Origin of the sequence: Nocardioides sp. CPCC 206348 (genome assembly GCF_048654705.1) — a bacterium.
Classification (GTDB): domain Bacteria; phylum Actinomycetota; class Actinomycetes; order Propionibacteriales; family Nocardioidaceae; genus Nocardioides.
This window is the reverse complement of sequence record NZ_JBMCZA010000111.1, coordinates 42,194-55,198: the sequence shown is the minus strand read 5'-3', so window position 1 is coordinate 55,198 and position 13,005 is coordinate 42,194. Positions and strand designations below refer to the sequence as shown.

15 protein-coding genes are annotated in these 13,005 nt (G+C 69.9%); 1 reads left to right on the top strand and 14 read right to left on the bottom strand.

Going from position 1 to position 13,005, the window contains the following annotated elements; all coding sequences use genetic code 11:
* From ACOADB_RS06570 to ACOADB_RS06505, 14 genes are all read right to left on the bottom strand, one after another.
* The coding region (locus ACOADB_RS06570; protein ID WP_378597159.1) for an aminotransferase class III-fold pyridoxal phosphate-dependent enzyme at window positions 1-284 on the bottom strand (284 nt) is incomplete at its 3' end.
* A gap of 8 nt (window positions 285-292) precedes the next feature.
* Window positions 293-1,228 carry an acetylglutamate kinase gene (argB, locus tag ACOADB_RS06565; RefSeq protein WP_378597152.1) on the bottom strand — a complete coding sequence of 312 codons (936 nt, stop codon included), beginning with the start codon at window positions 1,226-1,228 and terminating at the stop codon, window positions 293-295.
* A 14-nt stretch (window positions 1,229-1,242) separates the two neighbouring features.
* A complete protein-coding gene (gene argJ, locus ACOADB_RS06560; protein ID WP_378597151.1) occupies window positions 1,243-2,400 on the bottom strand; it encodes a bifunctional glutamate N-acetyltransferase/amino-acid acetyltransferase ArgJ in 1,158 nt (385 codons plus the stop codon).
* 25 nt (window positions 2,401-2,425) lie between these two features.
* The gene (locus ACOADB_RS06555; protein WP_378597150.1) at window positions 2,426-2,869 is read right to left on the bottom strand and encodes an ACT domain-containing protein; all 444 of its coding nucleotides are present in this window, start codon (window positions 2,867-2,869) and stop codon (window positions 2,426-2,428) included.
* Window positions 2,866-3,921: an N-acetyl-gamma-glutamyl-phosphate reductase gene (gene argC, locus ACOADB_RS06550; protein ID WP_378597149.1), complete on the bottom strand. Its 1,056-nt coding sequence runs from the start codon at window positions 3,919-3,921 to the stop codon at window positions 2,866-2,868. The genes ACOADB_RS06555 and argC overlap by 4 nt, the downstream gene beginning before the upstream one ends.
* A gap of 43 nt (window positions 3,922-3,964) precedes the next feature.
* Window positions 3,965-6,448 (bottom strand): phenylalanine--tRNA ligase subunit beta, encoded by a 2,484-nt coding sequence (gene pheT, locus ACOADB_RS06545; RefSeq protein ID WP_378597148.1) that lies wholly within the window; start codon window positions 6,446-6,448, stop codon window positions 3,965-3,967.
* The gene (gene pheS / locus ACOADB_RS06540) at window positions 6,448-7,572 is read right to left on the bottom strand and encodes a phenylalanine--tRNA ligase subunit alpha (RefSeq protein WP_378597147.1); all 1,125 of its coding nucleotides are present in this window, start codon (window positions 7,570-7,572) and stop codon (window positions 6,448-6,450) included. Before pheS ends, pheT begins: the two co-directional genes overlap by 1 nt.
* Before the next feature lie 50 nt (window positions 7,573-7,622).
* Window positions 7,623-8,219 carry a DinB family protein gene (locus ACOADB_RS06535; RefSeq protein ID WP_378597146.1) on the bottom strand — a complete coding sequence of 199 codons (597 nt, stop codon included), beginning with the start codon at window positions 8,217-8,219 and terminating at the stop codon, window positions 7,623-7,625.
* A gap of 15 nt (window positions 8,220-8,234) precedes the next feature.
* Window positions 8,235-9,278 carry an ATP-binding protein gene (locus ACOADB_RS06530; protein ID WP_378597145.1) on the bottom strand — a complete coding sequence of 348 codons (1,044 nt, stop codon included), beginning with the start codon at window positions 9,276-9,278 and terminating at the stop codon, window positions 8,235-8,237.
* Between the two features lie 61 nt (window positions 9,279-9,339).
* A complete protein-coding gene (locus ACOADB_RS06525) occupies window positions 9,340-10,158 on the bottom strand; it encodes a TrmH family RNA methyltransferase (protein WP_378597144.1) in 819 nt (272 codons plus the stop codon).
* Between the two features lie 16 nt (window positions 10,159-10,174).
* On the bottom strand, window positions 10,175-10,561 hold the full coding sequence (gene rplT, locus ACOADB_RS06520; RefSeq protein ID WP_378597143.1) for a 50S ribosomal protein L20: 387 nt from the start codon (window positions 10,559-10,561) through the stop codon (window positions 10,175-10,177).
* A 38-nt stretch (window positions 10,562-10,599) separates the two neighbouring features.
* A complete protein-coding gene (gene rpmI / locus ACOADB_RS06515; RefSeq protein ID WP_378597142.1) occupies window positions 10,600-10,794 on the bottom strand; it encodes a 50S ribosomal protein L35 in 195 nt (64 codons plus the stop codon).
* 63 nt (window positions 10,795-10,857) lie between these two features.
* Window positions 10,858-11,577: a translation initiation factor IF-3 gene (gene infC / locus ACOADB_RS06510; RefSeq protein ID WP_378597141.1), complete on the bottom strand. Its 720-nt coding sequence runs from the start codon at window positions 11,575-11,577 to the stop codon at window positions 10,858-10,860.
* A gap of 253 nt (window positions 11,578-11,830) precedes the next feature.
* Window positions 11,831-12,391 carry an SseB family protein gene (locus ACOADB_RS06505; protein WP_378597140.1) on the bottom strand — a complete coding sequence of 187 codons (561 nt, stop codon included), beginning with the start codon at window positions 12,389-12,391 and terminating at the stop codon, window positions 11,831-11,833.
* A 34-nt stretch (window positions 12,392-12,425) separates the two neighbouring features.
* Here ACOADB_RS06505 and ACOADB_RS06500 point away from each other — a divergent pair.
* The coding region (locus tag ACOADB_RS06500; protein WP_378597139.1) for an alanine racemase at window positions 12,426-13,005 on the top strand (580 nt) is incomplete at its 3' end.

Sequence of the window (13,005 nt, the reverse complement as noted above, 5' to 3'; positions counted from 1 at the left end):
CCGAGCTTCTCGGCGAGGGTGATCTGCGGACCGCTCGCGAAGAAGTTCGAGATGTGGCCGAGCGTCTGGAGCTGGTCGGTCACGGCCGCGACCAGCCGCGGGTGGGCGTGGCCCAGCGCGTTGACAGCGATCCCGCCGAGCAGGTCGACGTACTCCCGGCCGTCGGCGTCCCAGACGTGCGCGCCTTCACCGCGGGTGAGGACGAGCTTCGGCAGGCCGAAGGTGTTCATCAGTGCGCCGGCGTACCGCTCGGTCCACTCGGCCTGGCTCTGGGGCGTGCTCATGACTGTGTTCATGACTGGGCCTCCCGGGCCTTGCGGGTCTTCGTGGTCACGCCGGGCAGCACCTGGGTCCCGATGCCCTCGTCGGTGAACAGCTCGAGGAGGACGGCGTGTGCCTGGCGGCCGTCGACGACCGTGGCCCGCTTGACTCCCCCACGCACGGCCTGCAGGCAGGCGTCCATCTTGGGGATCATCCCGCTGGCCAGTGTCGGCAGCAGCTCCTCGAGCGCCTCCGGGCTGATCTCGCCGATGACCTCGTCAGGGTTGGGCCAGTTGAGGTACAGCCCCTCGACGTCGGTGAGCACGAGCAGCTTCTCGGCGCCGAGCGCGGCAGCGAGCGCTGCGGCCGCCGAGTCGGCGTTGACGTTGTGGATCACGCCGTCGATGTCGGGCGCGACGCTGGAGACCACGGGAATCCGACCGGCCTCGATGAGGTCGAGGACGGCTTCGGGCCGCACCTTCGCGACCTCGCCGACCAGGCCCAGGTCCACCTCTTCGCCGTCGACGACCGTTCCGGTCTGCTCGGCCGTGAACAGGCCCGCGTCCTCACCGGACAGGCCGACGGCCAGCGGGCCGTGCTCGTTGATCAGGCCCACCAGCTCGCGCTGCACCTGGCCGACGAGGACCATCCGGACCACGTCCATCGCCTCGGGCGTGGTGACCCGGAGGCCGCCGCGGAACTCGGACTTGATGCCGAGCCGGTCGAGCATCAGCGAGATCTGCGGTCCGCCACCGTGCACGACGACCGGGCGGAACCCGGCGAAGCGCAGGAAGGCGATGTCCTCGGCGAAGGCCCGCTTGAGGGTGTCGTCGGTCATGGCGTTGCCGCCGTACTTCACCACGACGATCTTGCCATGGTACGCCTTCAGCCACGGGAGGGCACCCGCGAGCGTCGCGGCCTTGAACGGGTCGGCGGCCGGGGGCCGCACCTCGTCGGTGTTCGACATCTTCTGGTCCTCGGTCATGAGCTGTAGGCGCTGTTCTCGTGGACGTAGGCGTGGGTGAGGTCGTTGGTCCACACCGTCGCCTCGGCGTCGCCGGACTTCAGGTCGATGGTGACGGTGACCGCCCGCGGTGCGAGGTCGACGAGATCGCGGCTCTCGCCGGGTCCGCTGTTGCGGCACACCCAGACGTCGTTGATCGCGACGTCGAGGTTGGCCGGGTCGAAGGTCGCGGTCGTCGTACCGACGGAAGCGAGGACGCGTCCCCAGTTGGCGTCCTTGCCGAACACGGCTGCCTTGAACAGGTTGCTGCGGGCCACGCTGCGTCCGACCTCGACGGCCTCGTCCTCGGTCGCGGCGCCGAGCGTCGTGATCGTGATCTCGTGGTCCGCGCCCTCGGCGTCCGCCAGCAACTGCTTCGCGAGCGACGTGCACACCTCGGTCAGCGCGGCGGTGAAGTCGTCGAGCGACGGTGTGACGCCGGACGCGCCGCTGGCCATCACCGTCACGGTGTCGTTGGTGGACTGACAACCGTCGGAGTCGAGCCGGTCGAAGCTCACCCGGGCTGCAGCGCGGAGCGCGGCGTCCAGGTCAGCAGCAGGGACGACGGCATCGGTCGTGATGACGACGAGCATCGTGGCCAGCGCGGGGGCGAGCATCCCCGCGCCCTTGGCCATCCCACCGATGGACCAGGCGTTGTCGGGGCCTTGGACGACGACCTGCTTGCTGACGGTGTCGGTGGTCATGATCGCCTCGGCCGCGTCGTTGCCACCTTCGGCCGAGAGCTGGCCGTGCACGGTGTTGACGCCGGCGAGCAGCACGTCGCGGTCGTTGGCCAGGCCGATCAGGCCGGTCGAGCAGACGACGACGTCGATCGCGCCGATGCCGAGCAGCGTGCCGACCTCCTCAGCGACCCGGTGGGTGGTGATGAAGCCCTCGGGGCCGGTGTAGCAGTTGGCGCCGCCGGAGTTCAGGACGACGGCACGCACGGTGCCGTCCTGGACGGCCTGCTCGCTCCACAGGACCGGGTTGGCCTTGCAGCGGTTGCTCGTGAAGACGGAGGCGGAGTCGAAGGTGGGGCCCTGGTTGACGACGAGGGCGAGGTCCTTCTTGCCGGTGGACTTGATGCCGACGGCAGCACCGGCGGCAACGAAGCCGGCGGGGTGGGTGACGCTCATGGTGATGGCCTTTGCAGGTGTGCGATTACTTGGCGGGGACGGCGAGGGCAACGGTGTGCCCCGATCGTCGCCACGCCTCTTCGGCACGGTTGGCCTGCGAGGCCGGCACCAGGATCCAGTCGGTGTCGAACGTTGAGATGGTGAAGACGCTGATCCCGTCCTCGGCGAGCGGGGTCAGCAGGGCGACCAGCACGCCGGCGAGGCCGAAGTCGAGCGGGCCGTTGACGCTGAACGCGGTGAACGGCTTCTCGTGCCGCGCCTTCTTGGGGACGCTCCGGCCCGCGCAGACCAGCGAGGTCTCGGTCGCCGTCGCGGTGATGGAGAAGATCGAGGACGACTCGGCCCACTCGGGGATCTCGGCGCCGGCAGCCAGGCGCACGACGGCGAGGGTCTCGGGGAACCTCGAGATGCCGTACGACGTCGCGGGGGTCTGGTCTGCCTGGTCGGTCGCTTCGGTCTGCTCGGTCATGGTGCCAGTCCTACCGTGGTGAGGCCCGTGGTCTCGTCGAGTCCGAGGGCGAGGTTCATGCACTGCACGGCGGCGCCGGCGGTGCCCTTCGCAAGGTTGTCGATCGCGCCGACGGCGACCAGCCGGCCGGCCACGGGGTCGACCGTGACCTGGATGTGGACGGCGTTGGAGCCGAGCACGGACTGGGTCTGCGGCCACTGGCCGGCGGGCAGGACGTGCACGAAGGGCTCGTCGGCGTACGCCTTGGCATAGACCTCGTGGGCTTCCTCGGCGCTGACCTCGCGGGCGAGTGGAGCCGAGCAGGTGGCGAGGATGCCCCGCGACATCGGGACGAGCAGCGGTGTGAAGCTCACCTTGACGGCAGCCGGTCCTCCGGCGACGAGCTTGCCGAGGTTCTGGGTGATCTCCGGCGTGTGCCGGTGGACGCCACCGACGCCGTACGCGCTGGCGTTGCCCATCACCTCACTGCCGAGCAGGTGCGTCTTCGCGGCCTTGCCGGCACCACTGGTTCCGGACGCGGCCACGACGACGACGTCGGGAGTCACCAGGCCCGCGCCGACTGCCGGCGCGAGCGTCAGGGACGAGATGGTCGGATAGCAGCCAGGGACGGCGACCCGCCGTGCGCCCCGCAGGGCGTCCCGGTTGCCGGGGATCTCGGGCAGCCCGTAGGGCCAGGTGCCCGCGTGCGGGGAGCCGTAGAACCGCTCCCAGTCCGCGGCGTCCTCGAGCCGGAAGTCGGCTCCGCAGTCGATCACCACGACGTCGGCGTCAGCAGCCGAGAGCTCCTCGGCGAGCGCACCGGACTGGCCGTGGGGCAGACCGAGGAAGACGACGTCGTGTCCGGCCAGCACCTCGGCGGTCGTCGGTTCCAGGATCCGGTCGGCGAGCGGCAGCAGGTGCGGCTGCAGCGACCCGAGGGTCTCGCCCGCGTTGCTGCCCGCGGTGAGCGCGCCGATCTCGACGTCAGGGTGGCCGAGGAGGAGGCGCAACACCTCACCGCCGGCGTACCCACTGGCGCCTGCGACGGCGACCCGTACCTTGCTCATGTGCATGAATATACACAGTCATGCATGAAAAGGTGCATGGGGTGTCAGGTCAGCGCTGCACTGCTCCCGTGCGCTCGCTGGCAGCGGCCACTGCGGCCGTGCGGGCAGCGCTGGTCTCGGCCTCGGTCAGCGTCCGGTCCGGCGCCCGGAACCGCAGCGCGAAGGCCAGCGACTTGTGGCCCGCACCGATCTGCTCGCCGGTGTAGACGTCGAAGAGCCGCACCGACTCCAGCAGCTCCCCCGCACCCTCACGCAGGGCGGCCTCGACCTCCGCGACCGTCACCGAGTCCTCGACGACCAGCGCGACGTCCTCCTTGGCCACCGGCATGGTCGAGAACTTCGGTCCGGGCGTGACGTCCGGAGCAGCTGCCATGAGCGCATCCAGGTCGATCTCCAGGGCCGCGCTCCGAGGCGGCAGGCCGAACGCCTTGCAGACCGAGGGGTGCAGCTCGCCGGCGTGGCCGAGCTCGACCTCGTCGATCGTGATGAGGGCGCATCGCCCCGGGTGCCACGGCATCCGGGCTGCCGCGTTGACCTCGACGCTGACACCGATCTCGTCGGCGAGGCGGCGCACGACGGCCAGGGCGTCGGCCCAGCCGGCCTCGACTCCGGCACCCCACCAGCCCGACCGCGTCCGCTCCCCCGCGAGCACGACGGCAAGGTGCTGCGGTTGCACGGGCAGGGCCTCGAGCAGCTTCTCGAGCTCGGCCTCCGTCGGACGGGCGTGCACGCCGTAGATGGGTGCCGGACCGTTGTCGGAGGGGAACGCGACGGTGCCCGTCTCGAACAGGGCGACGCTGGTGGTGCCGCGACCGACGTTGCGGCCGGCGGCCTCGAGCAGGCCCGGCAGCAGCGTGGTCGTGTAGCCGGGCTCCTCGCTGGACAGCGGGTTGGCCAGGCCGACGGTGTTGCGCAGCGGGTCGTCGGCGGGGAGCCCGAGCTTGTCGAAGGTGGCCTCACCGGCGAACGGGAAGCTCACGACCTCGACGCAGCCGGCACCCGCGAGGGCGCGGCCGATCTGTCGGCGCAGGCGCTGCGTGCGGGTCAGGCCCCGGCCGGTCGCACGCCGCGGCAGCACGCTGGGCACCTGGTCGTAGCCGACGATCCGGACGACCTCTTCGACCAGGTCGTAGGGCTCGTTGATGTCGGGACGCCAGCTCGGACCGGTGACGTCGATCGTGTCGGCGCCGTGCTCGGTGACGACGGCGCCGATCGCACGGAGGTGCTCGACCGTCGTCATCGCCGAGATGTCGATGCCACTGAGGCGAGCGGGCAGGTCGGTGGCCACCTGGATGGTGGGGCGCTCGGGGGCCGTGCCCACGAGGGTGAAGCCGGGCTCGGCCGTCGCGCCGCCGTACTCGACGAGGAGCTCGACGACCCGGTCGGCGGCAGCGGCCGGGAGCAGCGGGTCGACCCCACGCTCGAAGCGCTTGGACGCCTCGGACGGCAGCTTGTGGCGCTTCTGCGCCCGGAAGATCGTGGTCGGGTCGAAGTGTGCGGCCTCGATGACGATGGAGGTCGTCGTGTCACTGATCTCGGAGTCCGCGCCGCCCATCACGCCGGCGATGCCGATCGGCCCGCTGTCGTCGGCGATGACCAGGTCCTCGACGGTGAGCTCGCGCACGACGTCGTCCAGCGTCGTGATCTTCTCGCCCGCGTTGGCGCGGCGGGCCCGGATCGGTCCGGCCAGCTTGTCGCGGTCGTAGCAGTGGGTCGGCTGCCCGAGCTCGATCATGACGTAGTTGGAGACGTCGACAGCGAGGGAGATCGAGCGCATGCCGTACTGCTCGAGACGCCGCTTCATGAAGTCCGGGGACGCAGCGGCCGGGTCGAACCCCGTCACCACGCGGGTCGTGAACACGGGGCACCCGGCGGGGTCCTCGATGAGGACCGGGTAGGCCTTGCCGTCGACCTCGGGCACGGCGCGTTCGGCAGGGTCGGTGAACGGCAGGCCGAAGCCGAGAGCCGCTTCGCGCGCAACGCCGCGAAGGGAGAGTGCGTAGGCCCGGTCGGGGTTGATCTCGAACTCGATGACCTCTTCGCCGAGGCCGAGCAGGTCGAAGGCGTCGTCACCGGGGGCACCGGCGTCGGCGGGCAGCACGATGATGCCGTCGTGGTCGTCGGACAGGCCGAGCTCGGCGGCGGAACAGATCATGCCGGCCGAGAGGTGGCCGTAGGTCTTGCGCTCACTGATCGCGAAGCCACCCGGCAGCACGCCGCCGGGGAGCACGACGACCACGAGGTCGCCGGGCTCGAAGTTGTGGGCACCGCACACGATTCCCTGCGGCTCGCCCGAGCCGTTGGCGCCACCGACGTCGACGGTGCACCAGTTGATGACCTTGCCGTTCTTCTGCGGCTCGGGGTCGCGGGTCAGCACGCGGCCGATCACCAGCGGGCCCTGGATGTCCGCGCCCGCGGCGTGGATCCCCTCGAGCTTGAGCCCCAGCGCGGTCAGCCGGTCGGTGAGTACCTCGGTGGTCACCTCATCCGGCAGGTCGACGTACTCGCGGATCCAGGAAACGGGGGCCTTCACTAGAGCTCACTTCCGAATGCAGTGGTGAACCGGACGTCGCCCTCGAAGAGGGTGCGCAGGTCCTCGAGACCGTGGCGGAACATCAGGGTGCGGTCGATGCCCATGCCGAACGCGAAGCCGGAGTACTTGCTCGAGTCGATCCCGCAGGCCTGCAGCACGCGCGGGTTGACGATGCCGCAGCCGCCCCACTCGATCCAGCCCTCGCCACGACACGTGCGGCAGGCGTCGCTGCCCGCGTCGTTCTGGCCCGTTCCGCGGCAGACGAAGCAGATCAGGTCGACCTCGGCGGACGGCTCGGTGAAGGGGAAGTACGACGGCCGGAACCGGGTCGTGATGCCTTCGCCGAACATCTGGGCGGCGAAGTGGTCGAGGGTGCCCTTGAGGTGCGCCATCGAGATGTCCTTGTCGATGGCGAGGCCCTCGACCTGGTGGAACATCGGCGAGTGGGTGGCGTCGTACTCATCGGTGCGGAACACGCGACCGGGACACACGACGTAGATCGGAGCGTCGTCGGTGACGCCGCGCGTGAGCATCGTGCGCGCCTGCACCGGGCTGGTGTGGGTGCGGAGCACGAGGTGGTTGTCGGCCGGCGCCGTCCAGAACGTGTCCTGCATGGTGCGGGCCGGGTGGTCCGGTCCGAGGTTGAGGGCGTCGAAGTTCAGCCACTCGGCCTCGATGACCGGGCCCTCTGCGACCTCCCAGCCCATCGCGACGAAGATGTCGGCAATCAGCTCGGCGCCCGTGGTCAGCGGGTGCCGGGCACCCACCGGGTCCCGGTCGGTCGGCAGCGTGACGTCGACGGCCTCCTCGACGAGGATCCGGGCTTCGTTCTCGACCTCGAGCACCGCCTGGCGGGCCGCGAGGGCCTGGTTGACCGCACCGCGCGCCTGCCCGATCCGCTGGCCTGCCTCCTTGCGGGCCTGGGGCGGAAGAGCGCCGATCTCGCGGTTGGCGAGGGCCAGTGGCGAGCGGTCACCGGCGTGCTCGCTGCGCACCGCCTTCAGCGCCTCGAGATCGGGGGCGGCAGCGATCGCGGCGAGAGCGGCGTCGCGCGCAGCCTCGAGCTCGGCAGGGCTCACGGCGGCGACCTCCACGGGGTCAAAGTCAGTGTTCGGTCCAGACATCAGGGGGCAAGTCTAGGAACCGCGGGTGCTCCACCGCGAACCGGTAACGCTTATGGGAACTGATCGGCGATCGTCGTGAGTCGTGCGACGTAGCCCGGCCAGTCGAATGCGTCAGGGATGTTGGTCGCCTCCGGCAGCATTCCGGTGGTCCCGTCGATCGCCTCACGCAGCACGTCGGCCTGGCCGGCGTGGCGTGCGACGTCGCTCATCACGTGGATCGCGATCCGGTGCAGCGACGTGGTCGCCCGCTCCTCGGGCCACCACGGCACCCGGCCCAGGGTGTCGAGCGACAGCTCGTCGAACGCTGCGTCAGCGAAGCTCGCCACACGACGGTAGAAGTCAAGGACGTGGGCCGTGCTGACCTCGGCGGGCACCCACCAGTCGGCCTGCGGATCGTCGTCGTAGACGTCGAGGGAGAGGTACGACGGATCGTCGGTGTCCGGCCACTCCCGGCCGAACGTGGGACCGAAGTAGCCGATCTCGACGTTCGCACAGTGCAGCACGATGCCGAGCAGGTTGGTGCCGGTCGGCGTACGCGGCAGTCGGACCTCTCGTTCGCCGAGCCCGTCCAGCTTCCAGACCAGGCCCTCCCGGGCCCGGCCCAGATAGGTTCGCAGGGCGTCGGCGGGTTGGCTCAGGTCGACCATCCGGCCATTGTGCACTCAGGCGTGGACAGCCACGGGCCACGCGGTGAGCACGCTCGCTCCGCCGCCTGGCCGGTCGTCGACGACGACGGTCCCGCCGTGCGCCTTCACGAGCCCGGCGACGATGTAGAGGCCCAGTCCCGATCCCCCGCCGGTGGCGGCGGTCCAGAACTTGGTGAAGATCCGTTTGCGGAGCTCGAGCGGGATCCCGTCACCCTCGTCGGTCACGGTGACCGCGACGTACGACGGATCGACCGACCAGGTGCCGACGTGGACCCGCACCGTCCCGCTGCCGTGCCGCACGGCGTTCTCGATGACGTTCGTGATGACCTGCAGCACCTTGTCGGGGTCGGCGTCGACCAGCGGCAGGTCCGGGTCGGACACGACCTCGATCGGCGTCGAGGTGACCACCGCGAGCGACCGGTGCACCTGTTCGGTCTTGGCGGCGAGGTCCGTGGGACGCCGATGCAGCTGCAGCCGCCCGGTGTCGATCCGCGCGACGTCGAGCAGCTCGGTGATCAGGCGGCTCAGCCGGTCGGCATCGGCACCGGCCGTGGTCAGCATCAACAGCTTCTGCTCGTCGGTCAGCTTGTCCCAGCGGTTGAGGAGCGCGTGCACGAATCCCTTGACGCCGGTCAGTGGCGACCGGAGCTCGTGGGCCAGCGTCGCGACGAGGTCGGAGCGGTCCCGGTCCAGTCGTGCCCGGCCGCGGCCCGAGCGCAGCGAGATCGCCACCGACTCCACGGACCGGATGGGGTTGGCGCCCGAGCGCCCGGGACGATGGAGCCGAGCCGCGACGAGGACCTCGGTGCCGTTGGGCAGCAGCCAGGTCTGCTCCGGGACACCGGTGCGCGTCGGCAGGCCGCCGTACGGCGCATTGACGTCGGTCCAGGCGAGACCGTCGTGATCGGTCAGCGCGAGCACGTCGTCGAGCGGCTGGCCGATGGCCTTGTCCGCATCGGCGTCGAGCATCTGTGCAGCAACGGTGTTGAGTGCCGTGACCTGGCCGGCGCCGTCGGCGATGACGACACCGTCGGGCAGCAGGTCGAGGGGATCGCTCATGCGGGGTCCCCGCGCCGTTGTTCGGGGGAGCGCAGCGGAGGAGAAGAACGGCGTGGGGTGCTCACCCAGCCATCATGGCGCGGGTGCTGGCGTAGAGACAGACCGCCGCGGCCGTGGCGAGATTGAGCGACTCGGCGCGACCCAGGATCGGGATGCTCACCCGGTGGTCGGCCAGCGCCGCCAGCTCCTCGGGAAGCCCCCACGCCTCGTTGCCGAAGAGCCACGCAGTCGGCCTGGCCAGCACCTCGTCGGCAGCGAAGAGATCGAGCTGTCCGCCGCCGACGGCTGCCAGCACCTGGTAGCCGGCCGCACGGGCAGCGGCGACGGCAGCAGCGGGATCCCGCTCCAGGGCGACCGGGAGGTGGAACGCGCTGCCCACCGACGCCCGGATGGTCTTCGGGTTGTGCAGGTCGACCGCGTCGCCGGCGAGCACGACGCCGGTGGCACCGGCGGCGTCCGCGCACCGGATGACGGTGCCCGCGTTGCCGGGGTCGCGGACGTCCGCGCAGATGGCGAGCATCGGGAGCGGGTCTCGAGACGGTCGCAGCGCGAACTCCTCGACCAGCGAGACCACCGAAGCGAGCGGGACGTCGAGGAAGTGACAGACCGCGACGAGGCCGGCGGGGCTGACGCTGTCGCTCAGCCCACCCATCGCCCGGTCATCGACGAGCGTGACGGGTGCGGCGCCGAGCAGGTCGGCGTACTCCTCGGCGGCAGCCGGAGTCGCGAAGACCTCGATCACGCAATCGGGGACGCCCAGCGCCCCCTCGACGGCCTTCGGGCCGTCGGCAAGGAAACACCGCCGCTCGGATCTCTCCGAACGGCGGTGCAATTTCCGTGCGTCCTTGACCCTGGTGTTGCCAGCGGTCAGGGGAACCATCGTCAGGCTCCGAAGATCAAGCAGAGACCTTGGGCGCGTTGACGTCCTCGGGCAGCGCGGCCTTCGCCTGGGCAACCAGGGCGTTGAAGGTCGACGGCTCGTTGACGGCGAGGTCGGCAAGGATCTTGCGGTCGACCTCGATGCCCGCCAGGTTCAGGCCCTGGATGAAGCGGTTGTAGGTCAGGCCCTCCGCGCGGGCAGCGGCGTTGATGCGCTGGATCCACAGGCGGCGGAAGTTGCCCTTGTTCTTCTTGCGGTCGTTGTAGCTGTAGACCAGGGAGTGGGTGACCTGCTCCTTGGCCTTGCGGTACAGCCGCGAGCGCTGGCCGCGGTAACCGCTGGCCCGCTCGAGGGTGGTACGACGCTTCTTCGCCGCGTTCACTGCGCGCTTGACGCGTGCCATCTTGTGCTCCTTGTTTCAGTGATCAGTGCGAAGGGCGGTCAGAGACCGAGCATCTTCTTCGCGCGCGGGACGTCGTTCTTGGCGACCTCGGTCGTTCCGCTGAGGCGGCGGGTGACCTTGGAGGCCTTCTTCTCCAGGTTGTGGCGCATGCCGGCCTTCTGACGAAGGATCTTGCCGCTGCCCGTCACCTTGAACCGCTTCTTGGCACCGGAGTGCGTCTTGTTCTTCGGCATATCTCTCGTCTCCTTGTTGCGAAGTTCTGTGGGACCCGGCATGCCGGGCCCAAGTCGTGTGGCTCAGGCTTCGATCTCGGGATCGAGGTTCTCCGAGCGACCCCGTTCCTTCTTCTGAGCAGCAGGCTTGATGGCCGTGCGCTCTGCCTGGGCAGCGCGCTCCTCGGCGATCTCGGCCTCGCGCTCGGCGCGAAGCTCTTCCTTGGCCGCCTTGACCTCGGCCTTGGCCTCGGCCTTCTTCTTGTGCGGACCCAGGACCATCACCATGTTGCGGCCGTCCTGCTTGGGGTTGGACTCGATGAAGCCGAGCTCCCCCACGTCTTCGGCCAGTCGCTGCAGCAGCCGGTACCCCAGCTCGGGGCGGTGCTGCTCGCGACCGCGGAACATGATCGTGATCTTGACCTTGTCGCCAGCCTTGAGGAAGCGCACCACGTGACCCTTCTTGGTCTCGTAGTCGTGCGCGTCGATCTTCGGCCGGAGCTTCATCTCCTTGATGATGACGTTGGTCTGGTTCCGTCGTGCTTCACGGGCCTTCTGGGCGTTCTCGTACTTGAACTTCCCGTAGTCCATGAGCTTGCAGACGGGAGGCTTGCCCATGGGGGCGATCTCCACCAGGTCCAGATCGGCCTCTTGCGCAAGCTTGAGTGCCTGGTCGGTGGAAACGATGCCCACGGTCTCGCCGTTGGGTCCAACAAGCCGGACCTCGGGAACCCGGATCCGCTCGTTGATGCGCAGCTCGGTGCTGATGTGTCCTCCAAACTCGTTCGGTCGGGAGTCCGTCACCGCTCTTCCCAAGTGGAACTGGGAAAAGGAAAAGGCTCCCGCTAAAACAAGCGGAAGCCAGTAGCGAGCCCCGTCGTGCGACTCCGCTGTCGTGAGACAACGGAGAATGGGGCTCTCCATGGACCGGACCCGACAACCTGGCGGCCGTGCGGGTGGGAGACGATGGTGCTGGTCCCCGCTTGTGGATCGGCCCGCTCGCGAGAGCGGACTGATCGGTCAACGCCCGATGGTATCGGAGATGTTCCGCCCGGGGCTAATCCGCAACGTGGTCGTCCGGAGCGGTGCCGAGCCAGCCCCAGCCACCGTCCTCGAGCTGGACCGTCGTCCATCCCGACGCGACCCGGTGGAGGTCGTCATCGGCGAGCGCGAACGCGTGCGGTCCGGCGACGTCGATGACCACCGCCGCGGCACCCTCCTGGACGGCCGTCGCTGCCGCCAGATGGGCAGCGACCGGCACGGGACGGGCCTGCGGGTCCCAGCGGGCGAGCGCGTCGAGATCGGTGAAGGCGAGCAGGGCGAGCCGCCCGTCGGCCCCGGTCAGGAGCACGGCGGCCATGTTGCTCGACTTGTCCGTGACGAGCGCGGTCCCGTCAGCGCCCACGGCACCCTCGCCCGTCTCGCCGAGGAGGGCGATCACGGGGACGATCAGTCGAGCGGGGGCGATCGCAGCGATGACGGCGGGGTACGGCGCCGACCCTTCGTCGTACTCCTTGAGGGCGATGGCCAGCGCTGCATCGGCACTTCCGTCGTCATCGACGTAGGCCGATCCTTCGAGGCGGCGCGCATCGGGGCGCTCGTTCGGCGGTTCGGTCACCGGAGGATCATGGCACTCGTGGAAACATGACGACGTGCATCACACGTCTGTCGCGCGCAACCGCCTGGCGGCGCGCCTCGCCACGGCCGTCCGGGCCTGGCCCGACCCGCTGTCCACCCCCACGTTCGTGGTCGATCTCGACGCCTTCGACACCAACGCAGCGGACCTCGTCCGCCGGGCCGGCGGCACGCCGATCCGCGTCGCCTCGAAGTCGCTGCGGGTCCCGGCGCTGATCACGCGCGCACTGGCGATCGACGGCTTCGCCGGGGTGCTGGCCTACACGTTGGCCGAGGCCCTGTGGCTCGCCGACCAGGACATCAGCGACGACATCGTGGTGGCCTATCCCAGCGTCGACCGACGCGCTCTTTCGTCCCTGGTCGCGTCGCCCCGTGCCGCATCGCGGATCACGATCATGATCGACGACGTCGCCCACCTCGACGCGGTCGACGCCCTCCGCGCCTCCACCGCCGTCCCGATCCGCGTGGCGATCGACATCGACGCCGGCCTGCGCTGGGGCGGCCAGCTCGTCGGACCCAAGCGCTCCCCCTTGTACGACGTCGGGTCGGTCACCGAGCTCGCCCGCACCGTCATCGAGCGCCCAGGCTTCCAGTTCG

Excerpts from the sequence above, each read along its gene's own strand:
- rpmI (WP_378597142.1), bottom strand. The coding sequence starts at position 10,794 with ATGCCGAAGAACAAGACGCACTCCGGTGCCAAGAAGCGGTTCAAGGTG.
- rplT (WP_378597143.1), bottom strand. The coding sequence starts at position 10,561 with ATGGCACGCGTCAAGCGCGCAGTGAACGCGGCGAAGAAGCGTCGTACC.
- argB (WP_378597152.1), bottom strand. The coding sequence starts at position 1,228 with ATGTCGAACACCGACGAGGTGCGGCCCCCGGCCGCCGACCCGTTCAAG.
- ACOADB_RS06535 (WP_378597146.1), bottom strand. The coding sequence starts at position 8,219 with ATGGTCGACCTGAGCCAACCCGCCGACGCCCTGCGAACCTATCTGGGC.
- argC (WP_378597149.1), bottom strand. The coding sequence starts at position 3,921 with ATGCACATGAGCAAGGTACGGGTCGCCGTCGCAGGCGCCAGTGGGTAC.
- ACOADB_RS06530 (WP_378597145.1), bottom strand. The coding sequence starts at position 9,278 with ATGAGCGATCCCCTCGACCTGCTGCCCGACGGTGTCGTCATCGCCGAC.
- ACOADB_RS06525 (WP_378597144.1), bottom strand. The coding sequence starts at position 10,158 with ATGGTTCCCCTGACCGCTGGCAACACCAGGGTCAAGGACGCACGGAAA.
- argJ (WP_378597151.1), bottom strand. The coding sequence starts at position 2,400 with ATGAGCGTCACCCACCCCGCCGGCTTCGTTGCCGCCGGTGCTGCCGTC.
- ACOADB_RS06555 (WP_378597150.1), bottom strand. The coding sequence starts at position 2,869 with ATGACCGAGCAGACCGAAGCGACCGACCAGGCAGACCAGACCCCCGCG.
- pheS (WP_378597147.1), bottom strand. The coding sequence starts at position 7,572 with ATGTCTGGACCGAACACTGACTTTGACCCCGTGGAGGTCGCCGCCGTG.